Annotated in this window: 22 protein-coding genes and 1 riboswitch; of the genes, 13 read left to right on the forward strand and 9 right to left on the reverse strand. The window is 74.1% G+C overall.

Annotated features, from left to right (window positions below; all coding sequences use genetic code 11):
• Positions 1-22 precede the first annotated feature (22 nt).
• The 3 genes from ABZO31_RS08170 to ABZO31_RS08180 are packed head-to-tail and all read left to right on the forward strand — an operon-like array spanning position 23 to position 4,985.
• On the forward strand, positions 23-1,054 hold the full coding sequence (locus ABZO31_RS08170) for an AAA family ATPase (protein ID WP_406860432.1): 1,032 nt from the start codon (positions 23-25) through the stop codon (positions 1,052-1,054).
• On the forward strand, positions 1,054-2,478 hold the full coding sequence (locus ABZO31_RS08175) for a DUF58 domain-containing protein (protein WP_406860433.1): 1,425 nt from the start codon (positions 1,054-1,056) through the stop codon (positions 2,476-2,478). The genes ABZO31_RS08170 and ABZO31_RS08175 overlap by 1 nt, the downstream gene beginning before the upstream one ends.
• A complete protein-coding gene (locus tag ABZO31_RS08180; RefSeq protein ID WP_406860434.1) occupies positions 2,475-4,985 on the forward strand; it encodes a transglutaminaseTgpA domain-containing protein in 2,511 nt (836 codons plus the stop codon). The genes ABZO31_RS08175 and ABZO31_RS08180 overlap by 4 nt, the downstream gene beginning before the upstream one ends.
• A gap of 167 nt (positions 4,986-5,152) precedes the next feature.
• Here the strand turns inward: ABZO31_RS08180 and ABZO31_RS08185 are convergent, their stop codons facing one another.
• From ABZO31_RS08185 to ABZO31_RS08200, 4 genes are all read right to left on the reverse strand, one after another.
• Positions 5,153-5,542, reverse strand: a complete 390-nt coding sequence (locus ABZO31_RS08185; RefSeq protein ID WP_406860435.1) for a DUF3040 domain-containing protein — start codon at positions 5,540-5,542, stop codon at positions 5,153-5,155.
• Positions 5,543-5,811: 269 nt separating this feature from the next.
• Positions 5,812-6,600, reverse strand: coding sequence for a methyltransferase (locus ABZO31_RS08190; RefSeq protein ID WP_406860436.1), 789 nt, complete (start codon positions 6,598-6,600; stop codon positions 5,812-5,814).
• 66 nt (positions 6,601-6,666) lie between these two features.
• Positions 6,667-7,197, reverse strand: a complete 531-nt coding sequence (locus ABZO31_RS08195; RefSeq protein WP_406860437.1) for an SAV_6107 family HEPN domain-containing protein — start codon at positions 7,195-7,197, stop codon at positions 6,667-6,669.
• A 218-nt stretch (positions 7,198-7,415) separates the two neighbouring features.
• Positions 7,416-8,873 (reverse strand): purine-cytosine permease family protein, encoded by a 1,458-nt coding sequence (locus ABZO31_RS08200; protein WP_406860438.1) that lies wholly within the window; start codon positions 8,871-8,873, stop codon positions 7,416-7,418.
• A 71-nt stretch (positions 8,874-8,944) separates the two neighbouring features.
• On the opposite strand from ABZO31_RS08200, the gene ABZO31_RS08205 reads away from it, so the two are divergent.
• The 7 genes from ABZO31_RS08205 to ABZO31_RS08235 all read left to right on the forward strand — a co-directional run bounded on the left by ABZO31_RS08205 (position 8,945) and on the right by ABZO31_RS08235 (position 17,456).
• A complete protein-coding gene (locus tag ABZO31_RS08205; RefSeq protein ID WP_406860439.1) occupies positions 8,945-9,583 on the forward strand; it encodes a TetR/AcrR family transcriptional regulator in 639 nt (212 codons plus the stop codon).
• A gap of 50 nt (positions 9,584-9,633) precedes the next feature.
• Positions 9,634-11,259: an amidohydrolase gene (locus ABZO31_RS08210; RefSeq protein WP_406860440.1), complete on the forward strand. Its 1,626-nt coding sequence runs from the start codon at positions 9,634-9,636 to the stop codon at positions 11,257-11,259.
• A gap of 122 nt (positions 11,260-11,381) precedes the next feature.
• Positions 11,382-12,278, forward strand: coding sequence for an ATP-binding cassette domain-containing protein (locus ABZO31_RS08215; protein WP_406860441.1), 897 nt, complete (start codon positions 11,382-11,384; stop codon positions 12,276-12,278).
• Entirely contained in the window at positions 12,250-14,337 is a 2,088-nt protein-coding gene (locus tag ABZO31_RS08220) for a YhgE/Pip family protein (protein WP_406860442.1), read from the forward strand. The genes ABZO31_RS08215 and ABZO31_RS08220 overlap by 29 nt, the downstream gene beginning before the upstream one ends.
• 46 nt (positions 14,338-14,383) lie before the next feature.
• Positions 14,384-15,076: a TetR/AcrR family transcriptional regulator gene (locus ABZO31_RS08225; RefSeq protein ID WP_406860443.1), complete on the forward strand. Its 693-nt coding sequence runs from the start codon at positions 14,384-14,386 to the stop codon at positions 15,074-15,076.
• A gap of 315 nt (positions 15,077-15,391) precedes the next feature.
• Positions 15,392-16,006, forward strand: a complete 615-nt coding sequence (locus ABZO31_RS08230; RefSeq protein ID WP_406860444.1) for a DUF4126 domain-containing protein — start codon at positions 15,392-15,394, stop codon at positions 16,004-16,006.
• Between the two features lie 31 nt (positions 16,007-16,037).
• Positions 16,038-17,456 carry a phytoene desaturase family protein gene (locus tag ABZO31_RS08235; protein ID WP_406860445.1) on the forward strand — a complete coding sequence of 473 codons (1,419 nt, stop codon included), beginning with the start codon at positions 16,038-16,040 and terminating at the stop codon, positions 17,454-17,456.
• Here ABZO31_RS08235 and ABZO31_RS08240 read toward each other — a convergent pair.
• The 5 genes from ABZO31_RS08240 to ABZO31_RS08260 all read right to left on the reverse strand — a co-directional run bounded on the left by ABZO31_RS08240 (position 17,450) and on the right by ABZO31_RS08260 (position 21,693).
• On the reverse strand, positions 17,450-18,223 hold the full coding sequence (locus tag ABZO31_RS08240; RefSeq protein WP_406860446.1) for a hypothetical protein: 774 nt from the start codon (positions 18,221-18,223) through the stop codon (positions 17,450-17,452). The two genes, ABZO31_RS08235 and ABZO31_RS08240, sit on opposite strands and share 7 nt — an antisense overlap.
• 54 nt (positions 18,224-18,277) lie before the next feature.
• On the reverse strand, positions 18,278-19,195 hold the full coding sequence (gene metF / locus ABZO31_RS08245) for a methylenetetrahydrofolate reductase [NAD(P)H] (RefSeq protein WP_406860447.1): 918 nt from the start codon (positions 19,193-19,195) through the stop codon (positions 18,278-18,280).
• Positions 19,196-19,297: 102 nt separating this feature from the next.
• Positions 19,298-19,960: a thiamine phosphate synthase gene (gene thiE / locus ABZO31_RS08250; protein WP_406860448.1), complete on the reverse strand. Its 663-nt coding sequence runs from the start codon at positions 19,958-19,960 to the stop codon at positions 19,298-19,300.
• Positions 19,961-20,037: 77 nt separating this feature from the next.
• Positions 20,038-20,403, reverse strand: a complete 366-nt coding sequence (locus ABZO31_RS08255; protein WP_406860449.1) for an Rv2175c family DNA-binding protein — start codon at positions 20,401-20,403, stop codon at positions 20,038-20,040.
• Positions 20,404-20,445: 42 nt separating this feature from the next.
• The gene (locus ABZO31_RS08260; protein WP_406860450.1) at positions 20,446-21,693 is read right to left on the reverse strand and encodes an NAD(P)/FAD-dependent oxidoreductase; all 1,248 of its coding nucleotides are present in this window, start codon (positions 21,691-21,693) and stop codon (positions 20,446-20,448) included.
• Between the two features lie 61 nt (positions 21,694-21,754).
• Positions 21,755-21,867, forward strand: a riboswitch (TPP riboswitch).
• On the opposite strand from ABZO31_RS08260, the gene thiO reads away from it, so the two are divergent.
• The 3 genes from thiO (at position 21,865) to ABZO31_RS08275 (ending at position 24,025) form a co-directional block, all read left to right on the forward strand.
• Positions 21,865-23,028, forward strand: coding sequence for a glycine oxidase ThiO (gene thiO / locus ABZO31_RS08265; protein WP_406860451.1), 1,164 nt, complete (start codon positions 21,865-21,867; stop codon positions 23,026-23,028). (Overlaps the previous riboswitch by 3 nt.)
• Positions 23,025-23,225, forward strand: a complete 201-nt coding sequence (thiS, locus tag ABZO31_RS08270) for a sulfur carrier protein ThiS (RefSeq protein ID WP_406860452.1) — start codon at positions 23,025-23,027, stop codon at positions 23,223-23,225. Before thiO ends, thiS begins: the two co-directional genes overlap by 4 nt.
• A 5-nt stretch (positions 23,226-23,230) precedes the next feature.
• A complete protein-coding gene (locus ABZO31_RS08275) occupies positions 23,231-24,025 on the forward strand; it encodes a thiazole synthase (RefSeq protein ID WP_406860453.1) in 795 nt (264 codons plus the stop codon).
• Positions 24,026-24,161 lie beyond the last annotated feature (136 nt).

A 24,161-nucleotide genomic window follows, 5' to 3' on the forward strand; every position in this document is an offset into this window, starting at 1 on the left:
GTGTGCGGCGAGGAGGGCCGGGGTGACGACCTATGACGAGCGAGCGAGCCTCTCAGATCTGACGACCGTGGCGGATCGGGTCCGCCGGTCGGTGGAGAGCGTGATCGAGGGCAAGCCCGAGGTCGTACGGCTGGCGCTGACCGTCCTGCTCGCCGAGGGACACCTGCTGATCGAGGACGTACCGGGCGTCGGCAAGACGATGCTGGCGAAGACGCTGGCCCAGTCGGTCGACTGCTCGGTACGGCGCATCCAGTTCACCCCGGACCTGCTGCCCTCGGACATCACCGGCGTCTCGATCTACGACCAGCAGCGCCGGGACTTCGAGTTCAAGCCGGGCGCGATCTTCGCGCAGATCGTCATCGGCGACGAGATCAACCGTGCCTCGCCGAAGACGCAGTCCGCGCTCCTGGAGTCGATGGAGGAGCGGCAGGTCACCATCGACGGGCAGACCTACGAGCTGCCCAGCCCCTTCATGGTGGTCGCCACCCAGAACCCGGTGGAGATGGAGGGCACCTACCCGCTGCCCGAGGCGCAGCGGGACCGCTTCATGGCCCGGGTCTCCATGGGGTACCCGAGCCCCGAGGCCGAGCTGGCGATGCTGGACGTGCACGGCTCGGTCTCCCCGCTGGACGACCTGCAGCCGGTGGCGCACGCCCACGACGTACTGAAGCTGATCGACGCGGTGCGGACGGTGCACGTCGCCGACGCGGTACGCCGGTACGCGGTCGACCTGGTCGCCGCCACCCGCAACCACCCCGACCTGCGGCTCGGCGCCTCGCCGCGCGCCACGCTGCACCTGCTGCGGGCCGCCAGGGCCTCCGCCGCGCTGAGCGGCCGCGACTACGTGCTCCCCGACGACCTGCAGGCCCTCGCCGGCCCGGTCCTGGCGCACCGGCTGCTGCCGACCGCGCAGGCCCAGCTGAACCGGCGCACCGCCGAGCAGGTCGTGCTCGACATCCTCCAGCGCACCCCGGTCCCGCAGGCCGCGCCGCAGACCGCGCCGCCGGCCGGCCCGCTGTACGGCCAGCAGCAGCCCGGCGCCCGGCGGCTGTGATGGCGGCCGCCGGACCCGCCGCGGCACAGGGCGGCGCGCCGGGCGGCGGGCCGGACGGCGGACCACGCGGCAACGGGCGGCAGGGCGGCGAGCGGGGCGGGCTGCGGGCCGCTCTGGCCGGCCTGACCACCCGCGGCCGGTCGTTCCTCGCCGCCGGGGTCGCCGCGGGCGCCTGCGCGTACGTGCTGGGCCAGGGCGATCTGCTGCGCGTCGGGCTGCTGCTCGCCGTGCTGCCGCTGATCTGCGTCCTCGTGCTGCACCGCACCCGCTACCGGGTCGCGGGCAGCCGTCTGCTGACGCCGGTGCGGGTGCCCGCGGGCTCCGAGGCCCGGGTGCACCTGCGGATGGACAACGTGTCCCGGCTGCCCACCGGGCTGCTGATGCTCCAGGACCACGTGCCGTACATGCTCGGCCCGCGGCCCCGTTTCGTGCTCGACCGGGTCGAGGCGGGAGGCCGCCGCGAGGTCTCCTACAAGGTCCGCTCCGACCTGCGCGGACGGTTCCCGCTGGGGCCGCTGCAGCTGCGGCTGAGCGACCCGTTCGGGATGTGCGAGCTCACCCGTTCCTTCAGCGCGTACGACACGCTCACCGTGATCCCGCGGACCGAGCCGCTGGCGCCGGTGCGGCTCGGCGGCGAGGGCGCCGGGTACGGCGACGGGCTGCAGCGCTCGGTGGCGCTGGCCGGCGACGACGACGTGATCCCGCGCGCCTACCGGCACGGCGACGACCTGCGCCGGGTCCACTGGCGCTCCACCGCCCGCTACGGCGAGCTGATGGTGCGCCGCGAGGAGCAGCCGCAGCGCTCGCGCTGCACGGTGCTGCTCGACACCCGCCGGCTCGCCTACCAGGGCGCGGGGCCGGACTCGGCCTTCGAGTGGGCGGTCTCCGGCGCGGCGTCCGTGCTGGTGCACATGCTGGAGCGGGGCTTCTCGGTCCGGCTGCTCACCGACGACGGCACCGCCGTCCCGAGCGAGGGCGGCGAGGGCTTCGCCGCCTCCGCCGCCCCGGACTCCGCCGAAGCCGCGGGCCTGCTGATGGACGCCCTCGCGGTCGTGGACCACTCGGACGGTGCGGGGCTCTCCCGCGCGTACGACGTGCTGCGCGGCGGCGACGAGGGGCTGCTGATCGCCTTCCTCGGTGACCTGGACGAGGAGCAGGCGAGGCTGCTCGGCCGGATGCGGCACCGCAGCGGCGCGGCCGTGGCCTTCGTGCTCGACTCCGGCGACTGGCTGACCGGCGGCGCGGTGTCCGGCGCGGTCGACGCCCGGCTCCGCACGCTGCGCGACTCCGGCTGGACCGCGGTCCCGGTCCGCCCCGGCGCCTCGCTGGCCGCGCTGTGGCAGCAGGCCGGCGGCCCGGGCGTGACCGCCCCGGCGGGCGGCGCCCGCTTCGGTACGACGAACCACCCGGGGGGACGGTCATGAGCGGCCGGGCCAGGCTGACGCTGTGCGCGTACGCCGCGACGCTGTTGGCGGCGGGCGCGCTGATCCCGCTGGTGGAGCCGTCGTCGTGGATCGTGACGGCCGCCGTGCTGCTCGCGGTCATGAGCGGCGTGGGCGCGCTGACCCGCCGGGTGCCGCTGGCGCGGCCGCTGACGATCGGCGCGCAGGCCCTGACCGGACTCCTTGCGCTGACGCTGCTCTTCGTCCGTGACCATGCGCTGCTCGGCTTCCTGCCGGGGCCGAAGGCGTTCCTGGCGTTCACGGCGCTGTTCGAGGCGGGCGCGGCCGACGTGGGCCGGTACGCGAGCCCCGCGCCGGCCACCGACGGCATCCGGCTGATGCTGGTCGGCGGGGTGCTGCTGATCGGCCTGATCGTGGACGCGCTCGCCGTGACGTTCCGCCTCGCCGCCCCCGCGGGTCTGCCGCTCCTCGCGCTGTACTCGGTGGCCGCCGGTCTGTCCGGCGGCGACGCGAGCTGGGCGTGGTTCCTGGCGGCCGCCGCCGGCTATCTGCTGCTCCTCCTCGCGGAGGGCCGGGACCGGCTGTCCCAGTGGGGGCGGGTGTTCGGCGGGGTGCCGCGGTCGGCCGGCCGGTCGGCCGGGCTCGAGCCCGACGGCACCGCCTCGTCCCCGACCCGCACCGGCCGGCGCATCGGCGTGGTCGCGATGGGCTTCGCGCTGGCCGTGCCGGCGGTGCTGCCGGCGATGAACGGCGGCGTGTTCGGCGGGCCGGGCCCGGGGAACGGCCCGGGCAGCGGCCGGGGCGGGACGATCTCGGCGGTGAACCCGCTGGTGTCCCTGCAGGACAACCTGAACCAGCCCGAGGACCGCGAGGTGCTCAGCTACCGGACCAACGCGACCGAGATCTCGGACCAGTACCTGCGGCTGGTGGCGCTCGACCAGTTCGACGGCACGTCGTGGAAGTCGTCCAAGCGGTCGGTCCAGGACGTGCCCGACCGGCTGCCCGGTCCGCAGGGCCTGGGCGACACCGTCGCCCGGACCGAGGTGACCGGCAACTTCGTGGCCTCGGAGTCGTACGAGCAGAAGTGGCTGCCGATGCCGTACCCGGCGACCCGGGTCGGGATCGGCGGGCGCTGGCGGTACGAACCGGCCGGGCGGATGCTCGTCGGCGACGACAAGCAGACCACCCGGGGCGTCCGGTACACGGTCTCCAGCCTGCGGGTGGAGCCGACGGCCCGGCAGCTGGCGAACGCGCCCGAGGCCCCGGAGGCGCTGCGCCGCGAGTACACGAAGCTCCCGGCGTCGCTGCCCGCCGAGGTGGCGGCGACGGCCCGGCAGGTGACGCGGAAGGCCGACAACGGCTACGAGCAGGCCGTGGCGCTGCAGGAGTGGTTCACCCGGGGCGGCGGCTTCCGCTACGACACGACGGTCTCCTCGGGGACCGGCGCCCAGGCGATCACCCGCTTCCTGAAGCAGAAGGAGGGCTTCTGCATCCACTTCTCCTTCTCCATGGCGGCGATGGCCCGGACGCTGGGCATCCCGGCGCGGGTCGCGGTCGGCTTCATGCCGGGCACCGCGCAGCCGGACGGGCGGGTGTCGGTGGGCATACGGGACGCGCACGCCTGGCCGGAGCTGTACTTCGAGGGCGTGGGCTGGACCCGGTTCGAGCCGACGCCGCAGCGCGGCACGACGCCCCCGTACACCCGGCCGGAGCCGTCGTCGGGTCCGTCGACCGGGCCCGCGGAGCCGGAGGCGAGCGAGTCGGCCCTGGCGCCGGCGCCGCCGAAGGCGTCGGACGGCTGCTCGCCGCAGCTGCAGCGGCAGGGCGAGTGCGGCCGGCCGGAGCAGCCCGACGCGGACGGGGCGGCGGCCGACGGGACGCCCCTGTGGCTGACGGCGTTGTGGGTCACGCTCGGGGTGGTGGTGCTGCTCGCGCTCCTCGCGCTGCCGCTGCTGTGGCGGGCGAGAGTACGGGCCAGGCGACTGGCCGCCGGCCCGGGCGCCCCGCAGGGCCCGGCGGCCTCGGCGCCGGAGTCCTCGCAGGTGCCGTCCGGCGCTCCGGCGGCCGGGACCGTGGTGCTGCCCGTCGCCGAGGACGCGGCGCCGCGGACGCTGGCGGCCTGGCGGGAGCTGGTCGACACGGCGTGGGACTACGGCATCCTGCCGGACGAGTCGCTGACGCTACGGAAGGCGGCGGCGCGGATCGTGCGCCTCGGCCATCTGCAGGGCGATCCGGCGGACGCGGTGCACCGGGTGGCCCGGGCCGTGGAGCAGGTGCTGTACGCGCCCGATCCGCGCCCGGTACCGGGTCTGGCCGACGAGGTGCATCTGGTGCGTACGGGTCTGGCAGCCCTGGCGACGCGGGGCGAGCGCCTGCGGGCGCTGCTGCTGCCGCGCTCGTCCGTCCGGGTGATCTGGGCGCTGCAGGACCGCTGGTCGCGGCTGACCGGACGGCTGGAGAGCCTCGGCAACGAGGTCTCCGTCCGCTGGTCCGCCACCACCCGCAGGCTGCTGCGCCAGCGAGGCTGAGGCACGGCACACGGCGGCCGAGGCAGGGCACATGACCGAGGGCCCCGCGGTGACACACCGCGGGGCCCTCGGTCATGCGGGGGCAGTGCTCCGGGTACGCCGCTGCCCCGGCGCGTGGTGACGCGCCGGGGCAGCGGGCGGTTCTGTGGGAGGACCGGGTCGGCGGGTCAGTGACCGCCGCCCTGCTGTTCGTCTCGGCGACGCTGCCAGCGTTCTTCGATGCGGTTCATCATGGAGCGCTTCTGGCGCTGCCGGTGGCCACGGCCGGCCGGCTGCTCACCGCGCTTGGGGGCGTTGCGCCACCCCGTGACGGCCAGGACCGCGCAGCCCAGCATGACGAGGAAACCCACCACGCTGATCCACCACTGCTGAGCGACCATTCCGGCCATGAGGAGCGCGATACCCACCAGGAAGCCCGCGACTGCCTGGTAGACCCGTCGCCGGGTGTACGTACGCAGTCCGCTTCCCTCGAGCGCTGTCGCGAACTTGGGGTCTTCGGCGTACAGCGCTCGCTCCATCTGCTCGAGCATTCGCTGCTCGTGCTCCGAGAGCGGCACGGAGTCCTCCTAGTCGTCGGTCGCGGGGGCGACCGGTATGCGGCCCTTTCAGGATAGGCAGGGAATCGCCCCCGTGAAACCCGCCTCTACGCGCTATCGCCATTCCGGGCCGCCACGGCGGTTCGGCTGCTGAGGCGTAGATTCCCCGACCTCCGATCCGTCATGCCGGATGGTGTCCCCCGATCATACGGGGCGAACCGCTCGATCGGGGGTCCTGTGGCGTACTCCATCTGCGCTGCGCCGCTGATCAGCCGCCCGCCCGGACCGGGTCAGGCGCGCTTCTCGCCCAGCACGTGCAGCTGGGTGGCGACGGCGTGGAAGGACGGCAGCTCGGCGGCGGCCTCCTCCAGCTTGAGCAGGGCCTCGAGCGCGCCCGGCTCGGTGTCCACCAGGACGCCGGGGACGAGGTCGGCGAAGATCCGCACGCCGTGCACCGCGCCGATCTCCAGGCCGGCGTCGGCGACCAGGCCGGTGAGCTGCTCGGCGGTGAAGCGTCGCGGCACCGGGTCGTGGTCGCCCCAGCGGCCGTCCGGGTCGCCGAGGGCGTGCCGGGCCTCGTTGAAGTGGCCGGCCAGGGCGCGGGCGAGGACGGCCCCGCCGAGCCCGGCGGCGAGCAGGCTCAGCGCGCCCTCCGGCCGCAGCGCGGCGACCGCGTTGGCGACGCCCTCCGCCGGGTCGTCCACGTACTCCAGGACGCCGTGGCACAGCACCGCGTCGTAGCCGCCGCGCTCGACCACGTCGAACAGGCCCTTGATGTCGCCCTGCACCCCGGTGACCCGGTCGGCCACGCCCGCCTCGGCGGTCCGCCGCTCCAGCGCGAACAGCGCGTTGGGGCTGGGGTCGACCACGGTCACGCGGTGTCCGAGCCGGGCGACCGGCACGGCGAAGTTGCCCGAGCCGCCGCCGGTGTCCAGCACGTCGAGGGAGTCCTTGCCGGTGGCCGCGGCCCGGCGGTCGAGGGCGTCCCTGAGGACGTCCCAGACGACGGCGGTGCGCAGGGAGGCACGCGACGGGCGCGTGGAGGTCTCCCGGGCGAAGACAGCGGAAGGGTCCGACACGGCAGTTGACTCCTCGACGACGGGTGTGATCGCTCCCCACCCTATGGCCTCGGCCCCGCTCGCCGGTCATCCCACGGCATCGCCCGCCCCCGGCTGTCGCGGCAGCACCGGCTGGAGTACGAGGAGGCGTTCGACCAGGCGCAGGAACATCATCGCGTCGCGCACCAGATCGTCGGCGTCCCGGCTGGTGGCGGCGCCGGCGATGCCGGCCTCGGCGCGGGCCCGGCGGGCCGCGCCGGAGGCGAACAGGGCGCTCCACTCGGTGAGCTCGGGCGCTATCTCGGGCAGCACCTCCCACGCGCTGCGGATCCGGTTGCGCCGGCGCGGGTGGGTCTCGGGGCGGCCGCGGGCGGCGAGCACGGCGGCGGCGGTGCGGAGGGCGGCGAGGTGGGCGGTGGCGTACCGCTCGTTGGGGACGGCGAGCGTGGCCGCCTCGTCCAGACCGGCGCGGGCCTGGGCGAGCAGGTCGAGGGCGGCGGGCGGCGCGGTGGAGCGGCGCAGCACGGGGTGGACGTCGGACGCGGGACCGGCGGCCGGGGCGGCGAGGCGGGCGGTGGCACGGCGCCGGGGTGCGGCTGCTGCGGACGAGCTGGCCATGACGAGCCTCCTGTCGTCGTGTGACGGTTCTGTCGCCGTCTGCAATCCATCGTGCAGCCCGCCACTGACAATCCGGCTGACCTGGGCTTTCGACCCCCTGAGGGGTCAAAAGCCGCAGCCATGACCGCTGAAGCTCCCGCCCCGCGCGCCCCGCCCGCGCCCCGCCTACGGCGCCGCGACCGTCCGGAGCGGGAGGCCCGCGCGGTCCGTACGGGCGCTCACGCCGCGGCCCGGGCGGCGAGGACGGTCCGGTCGCGGCGCATCAGCACGGCGTACAGCCCGGCGGAGACGATCATGCCGACCGGGAGGGAGAGGTCCATGCCGCCGAGGGCGCCGGCGACTGGTCCGGTGTACAGCGTGTTGACGCACAGAGCGGCCGCGGCCACCCCCGTGATCAGGGAGAACGCACCGGCCCCGTTCACGCCGGCGGTGTACCAGAAGGGGCTGCCGGGGGTCTCGTCGCCGAGCGCGAGACCGTCGTAGCGGCAGCGGCGGAGCACGACGTCGGTCGCGTACACGGCCATGAGCGGACCGATCAGGACCACGATCACCTGCAGCGCGTTGCTGACGGTGTCCAGGAAGTTGGAGACCAGCAGGCCGTACAGGGTGAGGGCGACGGCCACGGCGCCGTCGACGAGCACGCTGACGGTGCGGCGGATGCGCAGGCCGACGGCCTGCAGGGCGAGGCCGGCGCTGTACGCGGTCAGGGCGTTGATGGAGACGGTGCCGAGGACCAGGGCGATCAGGAAGACCGGCGAGAACCAGCCGGGCAGGATCTCCTGGAGCGCGGTCTGCGGGTCGGTCATGTCGACGGCGGTGGCGGCGAGGGCCCCGAGCGAGCAGGTGATCACGCTGGGCAGGAAGGCGCCGGCCGCGGTCCAGCCGACGATCGCCCGCCGGGACGAGGCGGCCGGCAGGTAGCGGGAGAAGTCCGCGCTGGTGGTGTACGACAGCGGGCCCGAGGCGATCATCGTGGTGCCGGCGATCAGCACGGCCCACAGCTCCACGCCGGAGAGCCGTGCCTCGGGCTGGTACCCGAAGTCGGCGTGGCCGATCACGGCGACCGCCACGACGGCGAAGGCCGCGGTCAGGGCCAGCGTGATGGGCAGGTACAGCTTCATGATCAGCCCGTGCCCGTAGACGCTGATGGCGAGCGTGAGCGCGGCGATGACCACGATGACGAGGACCTTGACGCCGGTGTTCGCGGTGATGCCGGCCTTCTCGACGAGGGCGAAGGCGGCGGTCGCGGCGGCGGCCAGGTTGAGCGCGAAGTAGCAGACGGAGACCAGCCAGCCGCCGACGGCGTTGTTCACGCGGTTGCCGAGGACGCCGTACAGGGCCCGGGTGACCACCTCGCTGGGTGCGCCGGCGGCCGGTCCCGAGGTGGCCAGGAGGCCGGTGAACAGCCAGAACAGGTTGCCGATCACGATCACCGCGAGGGCCTGCCCGAGGCTCAGGCCCATGAGCACCAGCGCACCGCCGACGACCAGGCTGAGGTAGTTCACGTTCGCGGCGGCCCAGACGGCGAACAGGTCCCGCGGGCGGCCGTGCCGCTCGCTGTCGGGGATGTGGTCGATGCCGTGCGCCTCGATCCGGCCGGCGCGTTCCGCTTCAGGCCGTCCAGGCCCTGACGTACCACCTGCCGCCTGGTGCGGATCGTTGATCGTGGACGCCATGTGACCCCTCCGGTTGCTGGCTGTTCACCACCTGCTTGCTTATTGGTCGCACACTCAATAGCATCCTCGGTATGTCGTCAAGCGTCCAGCGCAAACGAGTTCGCAAATCTCCGGACGAGCGCCGTGCGGAGATCGTCGAGGCCGCCACGGCCGTCGCCCTGACCGAGGGTCTGGAGTGCGTCACGCTGCGGCGGATCGCCGAGGAGCTCGACGTACGCCCCGGTCTGATCAGCCACTACTTCCCCTCGGTGGAGGACCTGGTGGCCGAGGCGTTCGGCAGCGCGGCCACCGCCGAACTGGACCGGCTGCTCCCGGAGGACCCGGCCGGTGCGACGCCCACCCGGCGGCTGGCCGCCTTCTTCGGGCACACCTCGGGCCCCGCGTACGACGCCATCAGCCGGCTCTGGATCAACGCCCGGCACCTCAGCCGCTACCGGGAGGTGCTGCGCGACCGGGTGGCCGAGCAGGAGGGCGCCTGGCGCGGCCGGCTGGAGGGCGTGATCCGGCGGGGCGTGGAGCGGGAGGAGTTCCGCACCCCCGACCCGTACGTGACCACCATCCGGATCCTGGTGGTGCTCGACGGCCTCGGCGCGCACGCCAACACCGAGACCCGCGACCGGCCGGCGGCCGTGACCCGCATGGCCGTCGCCACGGCGGAGCGCGAACTCGGGCTGCCGGACGGCGCGCTCGACGACCCGGCGCCCCGCTGACCCACCGCAGATCCGATCCACCCCCGACTCCCGCACCCCAGGAGCCCTTCGTGAACGACCGTCTCGTCCTGCTCTCCGCCCGCCTGCTCGACCCGGTCACCGGCCTGTTCCTGCCCCAGACCGCGCTCGCCGCGTCCGGCGGACGGATCACGGCCCTGGGCGACGACCGGCAGATCCGCGCCCTCGCGGACGCCTCGACGACGGTGGTCGACCTCAAGGGCGCGGTCGTGACCCCCGGCCTGGTGGACGGGCATCTGCACCCGGTCTCCGGCGCCGAGCTCACCCACGGCCTGGACCTGTCGGGCTGCACCGACCTGGCGCAGGTCCGGGAGACGCTGGCCCGCGGGGTGCGCGCCCTCGCGCCCGGGGCCTGGCTGCACGGCTGGGGCCTGGACCCGAACGTGTTCGGCGACCGGCCGGTGGAGACCGCCCCGTTCGACCAGGTCCTCGACGGGATCCCGGCGCTGCTGCTGCTCTTCGACGCCCACTCGATGCTGGCCAGCCGGCGCGCCCTGGAGCTCGCCGGCGTGGACGGGCCGCGGGAGTTCGACCAGGCCTCGGCCGAGGTGGTCTGCGACGCGGACGGCCGGCCCACCGGGCTGCTGCTGGAGGACGCGGCCTGCGAGCTCGTCGAACTGGTGGCCCCGCAGCCCACCCGCGCCGAGCGCCGGCACCGGCTCGCCGCCGCGCTGCGCGCCATGGCCGCCGCCGGCCTGACGGGCGGTCACGCCATGGACGCCAACGGCGACAGCCTGGCCTTCTACCGGGAGCTGGACGAGGCGGGCGAGCTGCCGCTGCGGCTGCGGGTCGCGCCCTGGTGCCAGCCGGGCACGGACGCCGACGGGGTCCGGGCACTGATCGAGCAGCAGGGCCGGGGCGGCCGGCTGTGGCGGGTCGACGGCGTGAAGATCTTCATGGACGGCACTGTCGACAACGGCACGGCCTGGCTGGAGCAGCCGGACGGCCACGGCGAGTCCACCCACGCCTTCTGGCCGGACCCGGAGGTCTACACCCGGATCGTCGGCGAGCTGCACCGCGCCGGGGTGCCCGTCGCCACCCACGCGATCGGCGACGCGGCGGTACGGCACGTCCTGGACGCGGTCGAGAAGGCGCAGGCCGACGGCGGGCGCGGGGTGCGCCACCGGGTCGAGCACATCGAGACGGTCCCGGACGACACGCTGCGGCGGTTCGCCGAGCTGGGTGTCGTCGCCTCCATGCAGCCCACGCACTGCTGCGACTTCACCCGCGCCGACCACACCGACAACTGGTCCCGCCGGCTCGGCGAGGAGCGGGCCGGGCGGGCCTGGCGCTGCCGCGACCTGCGGGACTCCGGCGCGACCGTGGTCCTCGGCTCGGACTGGCCGATCGCCCCGTACCCGCCGCTCGGCGTCATGGCGGGCGCCCGCCACCGCCGCCCGACCCGCGACCTCACCCAGGCCCCGCACGGCCCGGAGCAGGCGCTCACCGCGCTCGAGGCCCTGCAGGGCATGACCGTCGCCGCCGCGTACGCGGCCGGCGAGGAGCGCGAGGCGGGCCGGATCGCGACCGGGTACCGCGCCGACCTCACCGTCCTCGGCGCCGACCCGCTCACCACCCCGGCCGGCGAACTCCCGGACGTCCCGGTGCTCCTGACGGTCCTCGACGGCCGCCCGACCCACCGCGACCCGGCTGTGTAGACCACCGCGAACACCCCGAAGCGGGGCCGTCGTCCACGGACGACGGCCCCGCTTTGCGTGCGGCGGCGCAGAGGCGCTAAGTTTTTGAACTGACTGGTCAGTTCAAATGAGGGGGAGGAACCGTGGACAGCCAGGACGCCGTCCCGGCGAGCCCGCGCGGAGCCGCGGTCGAGGCCGAGGGGTTCGGGGTGAAGGGGCCGCGCGGATGGGCCTTCCGCGACGTGGGCTTCCGGGCCGAACCCGGCTCGCTGGTGGCCCTCGAGGGGCCCTCCGGCTCCGGCCGCACCTGCCTGCTGCTCGCGCTCACCGGCCGGATGAAGCCGACGGCGGGTCACGCCGAGGTGGGCGGCCTGCGGCTGCCCCGCAAGATGGCCGCCGTACGCCGCGTCAGCGCGCTGGGCCACGTACCCGGGGTCAGCGAACTCGACCCCGCCTTCACCGTCCTGGAGCACCTGCGCGAACGCGCCCTGCTGCAGCGCCGGTACGACGGCTCCGTCCGCGCCCTGCTCCGCTCCCCGGCGCAGCGCACCGCCGCCGCCCGGGACCGGATCGAGGCCGCGCTGACCGCCTCGGGCCTGGACCTGGACGCCCTGCCGAAGGCCGAGCGGACCTCCGTACGGGACCTGGAACGGCTGGAGGCGCTGCGCCTGTCGGTCGCCCTGGCCCTGATCGGCGAGCCCCGGCTGCTGGCGGTGGACGACACCGACCTGAAGCTCCCGGACGCGGACCGGGCGGAGGCGTGGGCGCTGCTGAGGAGCGTCGCGGACGCCGGTACGACCGTGCTCGCGGTGTGCAGCGAGGCCCCGGCCGACGCGCTGCGCATCACGACGACCACGACGAACACGGCGAAGTCGACGAACTCGGCGAGCACGACGGAGACGGCGAAGTCGACGGACACGGCCGGCTCGACGGACACGGCCGGCTCGACGGACGAGAAGAACACCGAGAACACGAAGAACACCACGACCGACACCGACCAGGGGGAAGCCGATGCGATCGCCGCGACTGGCCGCGCTTGAGCTGAAGCGGTTCGGCAGGGGGAAGCTGCCGCGCGCCGCGCTCGTCGCCGTCCTGCTGCTGCCGCTGCTGTACGGCGCGCTGTACCTGTGGTCCTTCTGGGACCCGTACAGCAGGCTCGACCGGATACCCGTCGCGCTGGTCAACGACGACAAGGGCGCCACCGCGGGCGGCAAGGAGATCCGGGCCGGCGACGACATCGTCGAGGGCCTGCACGACAGCAAGGTCTTCGAGTGGCACGAGGTGTCCGACGCCGAGGCCCGCCGGGGCGTCGAGGAGGGCACGTACTACCTGTCGCTGACGATGCCCGGCGACTTCAGCGAGCGCATCGCCTCCAGCTCCGGCGACGCCCCGGAGACCGGCGCGCTCAAGGTGCGCACCAACGACTCGAACAACTACATCGTCGGGCAGATCTCCCGCACCGTGTTCTCCGAGGTCCGCACGGCCGCCTCCACCAAGTCCTCGCGCACCTTCCTCGACAAGATCTTCATCTCCTTCTCCGACATCCACGACGCGACCGCCGAGGCCGCGAAGGGGGCGAACCGGCTCAAGGACGGCACGGTCAAGGCCAAGGCGGGCTCCAAGAGCCTGGCCGACGGCCTGAAGTCGGCCAAGAAGGGCAGCGGCGACCTGGCCACCGGCCTGAAGAAGCTGGACAAGGGCTCCGCCGATCTGGAGACCGGCTCCCGGCAGGTCGCCGACGGCACCCAGCAGCTGGCCGACAAGGTCAACGGGGCGGCGGACAAGGTCCGTCCGTTCCTGAAGAACGACGGCAAGACGGTCGCCGACAGCGCCCGCCTGGTCCGCGACTCCGCCGCGGCCGTCCGTCACGACTTGGCCGACCTCGTCAAGTACGCGCCCCACGCCCGCTCCGCGGCCCACATCGCGGACGACAAGCTGGAGAAGCTGCACCGCGAGGAGTGCGTGATCGACCCGCTCCCCGACGCCCGGGCGTGCAAGACGCTCAAGGAGGCCAAGGTCGCCGCGGACGACGTGGCGAAGATCGCCGACGACCTGCACGAGCTGACCAGGAACAGCACCGGGGACCTGAAGAAGCTGGACGGCCAGCTGAAGGACCTGGAGAAGAAGGCGAACGACCTGATCAAGCAGGCCCCGAGCCTGCACAAGAACCTGAACGACGCCGTCAAGAAGATCAACGCGCTCAACACCGGCGCCCACAAGGTCGCCACCGGCGCGGACAAGCTGCACACCGGCCTGACCAGCGCCAAGACCGGCTCCGCGAACCTGGACACCGGCGTCGGCAAGCTGAAGAAGGGCGCCGGCGACCTCGACGGCGGCCTGTTCAAGCTGGTCGACGGCTCGGGCGAGCTCGCCACCGGCCTCACGAACGGCGTCGAGAAGATCCCCGACTACGACAAGGAGCAGCGCGACCGGCGCACCGAGGTCATGGCCGACCCGGTCAAGCTCGCCGCCGAGTCCCTGCACAAGGCCCCGAACTACGGCACCGGTTTCGCGCCCTACTTCATCCCGCTCTCCCTCTGGGTCGGCGCGATGGTGGCGTACATGATCATCCAGCCGATGAACCGGCGCGCCCTGGCCGCCGGGGCGTCCGCCTGGCGGATCGCGCTGGCCGGCTGGTTCCCGGTCGCCGCGATCGGACTGCTCCAGGTCGGCGCGCTGATGTCGGTACTGCACTGGGGCCTCGGCCTGCAGATGGCGAACGCGGCCGGGACGGTCGGCTTCCTCGCCCTGGTCACCTGCTGCTTCGCCGCGATCATCCAGTGGCTCAACGCCCGCTTCGGAGCGGCCGGCCGGATCCTGGTCCTCGCGGTGCTGATGCTCCAGCTGACCTCGGCGGGCGGCACGTACCCCGTGCAGACCAGCCCGGGCTTCTTCAACGCCATCCACCCGTACCTGCCGATGACCTACGTGGTCGAGGCGCTGCGCCGGCTCATCTCCGGCGGGCCGGTCGGACCGGTGTGGCAGGGCGTCGCGGTGCTGGCCGCGTTCACGCTGGGCGCGCTGGCGCTGACGGCGGTCTCGGCCCGCCGCAAGCAGGTGTGGACGCTGGACCGGCTGCACCCGGAACTGAGCCTGTGACGGGGACCGGGCCTGTGGCGGGGCGGGACCTGTGACAATCGGGCTCATGGACAGCAGCAGCACCAGACGGCAGGCCACCCGGGCCAAGCTGTACGAGGCGGCGGTGACGCTCATCGCGGAACAGGGCTTCTCGGCCACGACCGTGGACGAGATCGCCGAGCGGGCGGGCGTCGCCAAGGGCACCGTCTACTACAACTTCAAGAGCAAGAACGAGCTGTTCGAGGAGCTGCTGCGGCACGGCGTCGGCCTGCTGACCGCCTCGCTGCGGACGGCGGCCGACGAGACCACCGCCCGCGGCGGCTCCCGGATCGACGCGCTGGACGCGATGATCCGGGCCGGACTGGTCTTCATCGAGAAGTACCCCTCGTTCACGCAGCTGTACGTGGCCGAGCTGTGGCGCACCAACCGGACCTGGAACTCCACGCTCCTGGTCGTCCGCCAGCAGGCGGTGGCCGTGGTGGAGGGCGTGCTGCGCGAGGGCGTCGAGGCGGGTGAGCTGAGCGACGAGATCGACGTGCAGCTCACCGCGGCGGCGCTGGTCGGGATGGTGCTCGTGGCCGCGCTCGACTGGCGGGCGTTCCAGAGCGAGCGCTCCCTGGACGACGTGCACGGCGCGCTGTCCCTGCTGCTGCACGGCCGCGTCCACGGCCCGGGCGCCAAGCGGCTCGGCTCGGCTCGTAGACAGGACGCGGCAGCGGTTCGGCCCGTGGTCAGGAAGCGGAAGCCGCTCGACCCGTAGGCGGGACCCGGAAGCGAAGAAGCCGGTCCGGCGAGGCTCGATCCCCCCGAGCCTCGCCGGACCGGCTTCCGTGTGCTCCCGCCGGCACCCCCCCCCGGGCCGTCGCGGCACCCCCGTTCCGGCCGGTGCGCGGTCCCGTTCCGCCGCCCCGTGTCGGCGGTCCGGGCCCGCGCCCCTTCCGTGGGCTCCACTCTTCCGTCCGCGCGGGCCCGGTCCCATCCGCCCGGCTACTCATCCGGGCGTCTGAGTACCCGTACTCACACATCTGTACGGATACTCGCCCGCGCCGCCTCACGGCTGGTTACGATCACGTCCGTGTCCGTACTCCCCTTGGTCTTCACCAGCGGCTGGGCGAGCGGGGTCAACGCGTACGCGGTGGTCCTCCTCCTCGGCCTCTTCGGCGTCACCGGCGTCTCCGACGACGTGCCCGCCGCCCTGCAGCGCACCGACGTCCTGATAGCCGCCGGTGTCCTCTTCCTGATCGAGGCGGTGGCCGACAAGATCCCGTACGTCGACTCCGTCTGGGACTCTGTGCACACGGTCGTCCGGCCGGTCGCCGGAGCGATGGTGGGCGCGCTGCTCGCCGGCGAGTCGGGCTCGCTGCCCGAGGTCGCGGCCGCGGCGGTCGGCGGCTCGACGGCGCTGCTGAGCCACCTGGTCAAGGCGGGCACCCGGATGGCGGTCAACACCTCTCCGGAGCCGGCCAGCAACATCCTGGTGAGCATCGCCGAGGACCTGGGCGTCGCCGGCCTCGTCACCTTCGCGGTGTTCCACCCGGTGGCGGCGGCCTCCATCGCCGCGACGCTGCTGATCGCGGGCCTGGCGACCGTACTGTTCCTGATCTCGCGGATCCGCCGCTTCCGGGCCCGGCGGGCCCAGCGGCGCGAGGAGAAACGCCTGGCCGCGACGGGTGCCGCACCGCCCGGCTGACCGCTGCGCGGCAACGGATAAAGTCGCCCGCATGGCACGAATCGCAGTGATCGGGGCAGGTCTCGGCGCGATGGCCGCGGCGGCCCGGCTGGCCGTCGCGGGCCACCGGGTGACGGTGTACGAACGGGCGGCGACCTACGGCGGGGCGGTGGGCCGCTTCGAGCGGGACGGCTTCGCCTTCGACACCGGCCCCGGGCTGCTGCACCTGCCCGCCGTCTACCGCGATCTGTTCGTGAAGACCGGCAAGGAGCCCCTGGAGCGCTGCGTCACGCTCACCGAGGTCGACCCGGCGAGCCGTCAGATCTTCGCCGACGGCACCTCGGTGGACCTGCCGAACGCCTCCCGCGCCGGCACGGTCGCCGCCCTGGACGCGGCGCTCGGCGCGGGCGCGGGCGAGCGCTGGGGCGACTTCCTGGTGCGCGCCCGGGATGCCTGGGACCGCACCCGCCGGCCGCTCCTGGAGGAGCCGCAGCCCCAGGACGTCTCGGTGTACGCCCGCGAGCCCTACCCGGCCCCGAAGGCCGGCTTCCTGCGCCGCCCGACGACCACGCTCGCGCAGATCGGCGCCCGGGAACTGCGCGACCCGCGCCTCGTGGCGCTCCTCGACGCCTACGCCTGGTCCTACGGCTTCGACCCGGCGACCGCCCCCGCCTCGGCGGTGGTGCTGCCCTACATGGAGCAGACCTTCGGCAGCTGGTACGTGGCCGGGGGGCTGCGGGCGCTGGCGACCGCGGTGTACGAGCGGTGCCTGCAACGCCGGGTGGAGTTCGTGTTCGGGGCCGAGGTCGTCGACGTGCCGGTGAAGGACGGCCGGGCGGCCGGTGTCGGCCTGGCGGACGGCACGGTCGTCGACGCGGACCACGTCGTCGCGGGCGCGCCCGTGCCGGCGCTCGTACGGGCAGGGATCGTCGCGGAGGCGCCGCGTCACCAGTCCCCCGGGACCGGCAGGGTCGTCCTCTGCCTGGCGCTGCGCGGCGGCAAGGAGCCCGGCGCGGCGCACCGCACGGTGGTGCACGCGGCGGACGGCCGGCCGACGGTGACCGTGCTGCGGCCCGGTGACCCGGCGCTGGTCCCGGAAGGGGAGCACGAGGCGGTGACGGTCACGGCGACCGTGTCGACGGCGCCGGGCCAGGACTGGGCGGCCTGCGCGGAGCGGATGCTGGAAGCGGCGGCGCGGGCGGTGCCGGATCTCCGGGACCGCCGGCTCTGGCAGGAGGTCCGGACGCCCGAGGACACCCTCCGGGAGACGGGCGCGGCCGAGGTACCGGGCCCGGCGCTCGCGGGTGCCGGGGGCCGGCTGCTGCCCGCCGCCAACCTGTCGCCGCTGCCCGGCCTGTACTTCGCGGGCGGCTGGGCGCACCCGGGCGGCGGGCTCGCCCATGCGGGCATGTCGGGTGCGCTGGTGGCGGGCCTGATCGTGGAGGGCGCGGACTTCCGCGGCTCTCAGTAGCGGTACTGCTGCTGGTCCTGGTCGTAGTACCCGTACGGCTGCTGCGGGTACGGCGGCTGCTCGCCGTCGCGCTGCTGCGGCACCCACACGCCGCCGGGCGGGGTGTCGTAGCCGTACGGCGCCGCGTACGGGTCGGCCTGGCCCTGCTGGCCCTGCTGCCCGTAGTCGTAGGCGGCGTACTGCTGGTCGGTGCCGGGGCCGATGTACGGGTCCGAGTAGGCGGCGTACTGCTGCTGCGGGACGCCGGCGCCGTAGTCGTAGCCGGGCTGCTGGTCGTAGCCGGGCTGGTAGGTGTCGTAGCCGCCGTAGGGCTGCTGCTGCCCCTGGTTCCCGTCGTACGAGGTGTCGTAGATGCCGTACTGGCCGGTGTCGTCGGGCATCGGCTCCGGCTCGTACACGTCCGGGCGGTCTCCCCGCCCCTGCTCGGCCGGCTCGTAGGCGAGCTCGGTGACCTCCAGCTGCGGGCCGCGGTCGGCCGGCGGGCCGGACCTGCGGCGGCGGCTCGCGCCGGGGCTGCCGCCGAGCGCCCAGCCGGTGGAGAAGCCGCGGCGGTACGACAGCGTCACGTAGATCTGACCGACGGCGAACGCCAGCGCGCCGACGACGATCACCAGCACCGACGGCAGCAGCACACCCAGTACGACCAGCAGGAAGCCGGAGAAGGCGAGCAGCCGCCAGCGCAGCCGTGCCTTGTACTGGAGCAGGACCTCACCCAGCAGCCACAGCGCGACGACTCCGAACGCGATGTAGAGGAACGTCCACCCCATGCCCGCCCGCCCCTCTCCTACGGCGTACGCCGCGGGTCGGGGCGGGTACACCGGTCACGACTGCTCGTGCAGTCCGAGATTCTCGTAGATCTCGAGCGTCGCGGTCGAGTTGTTCAGCGTGATGAAGTGCAGCCCCGGGACACCCTCGGACAGCAGCCGCGCGCAGAACTCGGTCGCGAACTCGATACCGATGGAGCGTACAGCGGCGGGATCGTCCTTGACGGCGAGCATCCGCTCTTTCACGTCCGCGGGGAAGACCGCGTTGCTCAGCTGGGGCAGCCGGTCGAGGGTCTTCGCGGTCACAACGGGCATGACCTCGGGGATGATCGGGGTGTCGCAGCCGGCCCGCTCGGCGCTGTCGCGCAGCCGCAGATATTTCTCCGGGTCGAAGAACATCTGGGTGATCGCGTAGTCCGCGCCGGCGCGGCACTTGTCCACGAAGTGCCGGATGTCCGTGTCCCAGTCGGTGGAGCGGGGGTGCATCTCGGGGAAGGCCGCGACGCCGACGCAGAAGTCGCCGGACTCCTTGATCAGCCGGACGAGGTCGGCCGCGTACCGGACGCCCTCGGGGTGCTCGATCCAGTCGCCCAGCGGGTCGCCGGCCGGGTCGCCGCGCAGCGCGAGCATGTTCCGGATGCCGGCGTCCGCATACTGACCGAGAACGTTCCGCAGTTCGGCCACCGAGTGGTCGACGGCGGTGAGGTGCGCGACGGGAGTGAGGATGGTGTCGGCGGCGATCTCGTGGGTGGTCTTGACGGTGCCGACGCGGGTGGTGCCGCCGGCGCCGTAGGTGACCGAGACGAAGCTCGGACCGACCGCCTCGACGCGCCGCAGCGCGTTCCACAGGCTCCGCTCGCCCTTCTCGGTCCGGGGCGCGTAGAACTCGAAGGAGTACGACGTCTTGCCGGACGCGAGGATCTCGCGGACCGTGCGGGCGCGGTCGGAGCGGGTCGAAGCGGTTCCCAGTGCCATAGGGGCAGGTTAGACAAGGTCCAGGCGGGGGCGAAGCGACGTCCACGCACTGGACACCTTTTTGGACACTCCCGTACCGCCGGACGGGTCCGGCGACAGCCCCTAGACGCGCTCGCGGACCCGCTTGGCCAGGTCGGCGGCGGCCGCGGCCGGGTCGTCGGCCTCGGTGATCGCCCGGACGACCACGATCCGGCGGGCGCCGGCGTCCAGCACCTCGTCCACGTTCCCCGCGTCGATGCCGCCGATGGCGAACCACGGCCGGTCCTGGCCGAGCCCGGCCGCGTACCGCACCAGGTCGAGGCCCGGGGCGTACCGGCCGGGCTTGGTCGGGGTGGGCCAGCAGGGGCCGGTGCAGAAGTAGTCCACGCCGGGCTCGGCGGCCGCGGCGGCGACCTCGGACTCGGCGTGGCAGGAACGGCCGATCAGCACTCCCTCGCCGAGGATCGCGCGGGCGGCGGGCACCGGCAGGTCGCCCTGGCCGAGGTGGAGCACGTCGGCGCTCACCGCGTGGGCGACGTCGGCCCGGTCGTTCACCGCGAGCAGCTTGCCGTGCCGGTGGCAGGCGTCGGCGAACACGGCGAGGTGCTCCAGCTCCTCGCCGGCCTCCATGCCCTTGTCGCGGAGCTGGACGATGTCCACACCGGAGGAGAGCACGGCGTCCAGGAACGCGGGCAGGTCTCCCTGGCGCTTGCGGGCGTCCGTGCACAGGTAGAGCCGGGCGTCGGACAGCAGGGTGTCCGACAGCTGGGCGTGCGGCGTGGACATGAGGCGTTCCCCCCGGGTGGTACGGCGGTGCGCGGTTCGGGCCGCGCACCGCCTGGTGGTTTCTTGCGTTCGCTGCGTCAGACGGCGAGCGCCTGAGCGCGGCGCTTCACCTCGGTGCCGCGATTCTCGCTGAGCGCCTGCGCGGGCGTGCCGGGCAGGCTCGGGTCCGGAGTGAAGAGCCACTCCAGCATCTCTTCGTCGGTGAAGCCGTCGTCCTTCAGGAGCGTCAGGGTGCCGCTGAGGCCCTTGACGACCTTGTCGCCGTCGATGAAGGCGGCGGGCACCTGAAGCGCCTTGTTCTCCCCGCGGCGCACGGCGATGAGCTGGCCCTCCTTGACCAGCTGGCGCACGCGCGTCACCTCGACGTCGAGCATCTCCGCGATGTCGGGGAGGTAGAGCCAGGCAGGGACGAGAGCATCGATCTTTGCGTCAATCTCGGTCACGGGACAAGCCTGCCATCCAGGACCGACAGCCGGTAGTCGGGCCTACCGGACTGCGGCCTTCAGAGGGACGGCGGGGTCCGCGGCGCGCTCCGGGTCGACCGGCGTGCCCGCCTCGATCAGCCGGCGCCCCTGGGCGAGGTCCCGGGGCCGGCCGACGGCGAGCAGGGCCACCGGCACGTCGGCGCGCAGCCAGAGCACCGACCAGGCGTCGTCGCCGGGCGCGCCGCGCCACAGGAGTGTGTCGGCGTGGGCGTGGTGTCCCGCGTACTGGACGAAACGGCCGAACTGCTCGGACCAGAAGTACGGCACCGGGTCGTACGCGGGTGCCTCCGCGGGCCCGCCGGTGATCGCGGCGGCGACGGTGCGCGGGCCCTGCAGGGCGTTGTCCCAGTGGTGGACGAGCAGCCGCTCGCCGTAGCGGGCGGAGGGGAAGGAGGCGCAGTCGCCGACCGCGTACACGTCGGGCAGGGAGGTGCGCAGCCTGTCGTCGGCGGTGACGGAGCCGTCCGGGCCGAGTTCGACGCCGGAGCCGGCGAGCCAGCCGGTGGCGGGGCGGGCGCCGATGCCGACGACGACGGCGTCGGCGGGCAGCCGGCGGCCGTCCGCGAGCCGGACCTCGCCGGGTTCGAGGCGCTCGACGCGGGCGCCGGTGACGAGTTCGGCGCCGCTCTGCGCGTACCAGGCGGCCATCGGCTCGGCGACCTCGGCGGGCAGGGCGCCGGCGAGGGGCCGTTCGGCGGCCTCGACGACGGTGACGGCGCAGCCGGCCTCGCGGGCGGCGGTGGCGAACTCGGCGCCGATCCAGCCGGCGCCGACCACGACGATGTCGTGCCGCCGCTCCAGGACGGGCCTGAGGCGGGCGGCGTCGTCGAGGGTGCGCAGCAGGTGGACGCCGGGGACGCCCTCGGTGCCGGGCAGGGTGACCGGGTACGCGCCGGTGGCGAGGACGAGCACGTCGTACGGGACGGGGCCGGCCTCGGTGTCGACCTCGCGGTCCGCGGCGCGCAGCCCGGTGACCTCGACGCCGAGGCGGAGTTCGACGTCGAGGGCCGCGAAGTCGACGTCGAAGGCGGAGTCCTCGGCCTTGCCGAGGAGGACGGCCTTGGACAGCGGCGGCCGGTCGTACGGCTGGTGGGGTTCGGCGCCGATGAGGACGACCGGTCCGGTGAAGCCCTGTTCGCGCAGGGCCACGGCGGTCTGGACGCCGGCCATGCCCGCGCCGACGACGACCACGCGCCGCGGCCGCTCCGTGTGTTCCCGCTGCTCTGCGTGTTCCCGCTGTTCGCTCACCCGCCCACCTTACGTACCTGACGAACCGTCAGGAAGTGGTGGGCTAGTCTGGCCGTCAACGTAGAGCACACGCGGGAGTCCGGACGCACCGGGCTGAGAGGGAGGCTGACCGGCCTCCGACCGTACGAACCTGATCCGGGTCATGCCGGCGAAGGGAGGGGCTGGACGCCCATGCACGCACGTACCGATGCGGACGTCCTCGTCGTGGGGGGCGGGATCGTCGGCCTCGTCACGGCCTGGCGGGCCGCGCAGCGCGGACTGCGCACCGCGGTCGTCGATCCCGAACCGGGCGGCGGGGCCGCGCGGGTCGCGGCCGGGATGCTGGCCGCGGTCACCGAACTCCACTACGGCGAGGAGACCCTGCTCGCCCTCAACCTCGCCTCCGCGCGCCGCTATCCGGACTTCGTCGCCGAACTCGCCGACGCCACCGGCCTGGACGTCGGCCACCGCGCCTGCGGCACGCTCGCGGTGGCCCTGGACGCCGACGACCGGGCGCACCTGCGCGAGCTGCACGCGCTGCAGACGCGGTGCGGGCTCGAGTCGGTGTGGCTGAGCGGGCGCGACTGCCGCCGCCTGGAGCCGATGCTGGCGCCCGGGGTGCGGGGCGGGCTGCGGGTCGACGGGGACCACCAGGTGGACCCGCGACGGCTCGCCGACGCGCTGCTCGTCGCCTGCGAGCGGGCCGGGGTGGTGTTCCACCGGGCCTGGGCGGAGCGGCTCGTCGTCGTGCGCGACCGGGCGGCGGGGGTGGCGTTCCGGGACGGTACCGAGGTGGCGGCCGACCAGGTCGTCCTGGCCGGCGGCAGCCTGAGCGGCCGGCTCGAGGGCGTACCGGACGACGTCCTCCCTCCGGTCCGCCCGGTGAAGGGGCAGGTGCTGCGGCTGACGGTGCCGCCGGCGTACGCGCCGTTCCTGTCCCGCACGGTGCGGGCGGTGGTGCGGGGCAGCGCCGTGTACCTGGTGCCGCGGGAGAACGGCGAGCTGGTGATCGGCGCGACCAGCGAGGAGCTGGGCTGGGACACGACGGTGACCGCGGGCGGGGTGTACGAGCTGCTGCGCGACGCGCACGAGCTGGTGCCGGGGCTCACGGAGCTGCCGCTGACCGAGACCCGGGCGGGGCTGCGCCCCGGCTCCCCCGACAACGCGCCGCTGCTCGGCGCGACGGCCCTGCCGGGGCTGCTGCTCGCCACCGGGCACTACCGCAACGGGGTGCTGCTGACGCCCGTCACGGGCGACGTCATGGCCGAGGTCCTGACGACCGGGGCCCTGCCGGAAGAGGCGCGCCCCTTCACCCCCCTCCGTTTCTCCGCAGTACGTCAGGAGCAGCCCGCATGAACGTCTCGGTCAACGGCGAGCCGCGCGAACTGGGCGGCCCGCTCCCCCTCTCGGCACTCGTGGCCACGCTGACGACGGCCCCCTCGGGGGTCGCGGCGGCACTGAACGAAACGGTCGTCCCGCGAAGCGCGTGGGGGACGACGTACGTGGGCGAGGGCGACCGCGTGGAGATCCTCACGGCAGTCCAGGGAGGCTGAGGACAGTGGCGGACGACGTCTTCGTACTCGGCGACCGGGAGTTCACCTCCCGCCTGATCATGGGCACGGGCGGCGCGCCCAGCCTGGACGTGCTGGAGCGCGCGCTGGTCGCCAGCGGCACGGAACTGACGACGGTGGCGATGCGCCGCCTGGACCCGACGGTGCAGGGCTCGGTGCTGTCCGTCCTGAACCGCCTGGGCATCCAGGTCCTGCCGAACACGGCCGGCTGCTACACGGCGGGCGAGGCGGTCCTCACGGCGCGGCTGGCGCGGGAGGCGCTGGGCACGTCGTGGATCAAGCTGGAGGTGGTGGCCGACGAACGCACCCTCCTCCCCGACGGCGAGGAGCTCCTGGCGGCGGCGGAAACCCTCGTCGACGACGGCTTCACGGTCCTCCCGTACACCAACGACGACCCGGTGCTGGCGCGGAAGCTGGAGGACGCGGGCTGCGCGGCGATCATGCCGCTGGGCTCGCCCATCGGCTCCGGCCTGGGCATCCGCAACCCGCACAACTTCGAGCTGATCGTGGAGCGCGCGGGGGTCCCGGTGATCCTGGACGCGGGCGCGGGCACGGCGTCGGACGTGACCCTGGCGATGGAGCTGGGCTGCGCGGCGGTGATGCTGGCCTCCGCGGTGACGCGCGCGCAGGACCCGGTCCGCATGGCCAGGGCGATGCGCCTGGCGGTCGAATCGGGCCACCTGGCCCGTGAGGCGGGCCGCATCCCCCGCCGCCACTTCGCCGAGGCATCGTCCCCGACGGAAGGCCGAGCCGCCCTGGACCCGGAACGCCCGGCGTTCTGACCCTGAGGGGCCTCCCGCCGCCGCCCCCGTTGCGGGCGATCGTTCCCGCAGGGCGTGGGGGTCCCCCCGGACGGAGTCTGGGGGGCGCCTCGACGGGCGGCACCGTCCGCGGTGCCTGGGGCTCCCCCACCGCGCT

The sequence above is a fragment of the Streptomyces solicamelliae genome, assembly GCF_045348655.1.
In the GTDB taxonomy this organism is placed as follows: domain Bacteria; phylum Actinomycetota; class Actinomycetes; order Streptomycetales; family Streptomycetaceae; genus Streptomyces; species Streptomyces solicamelliae.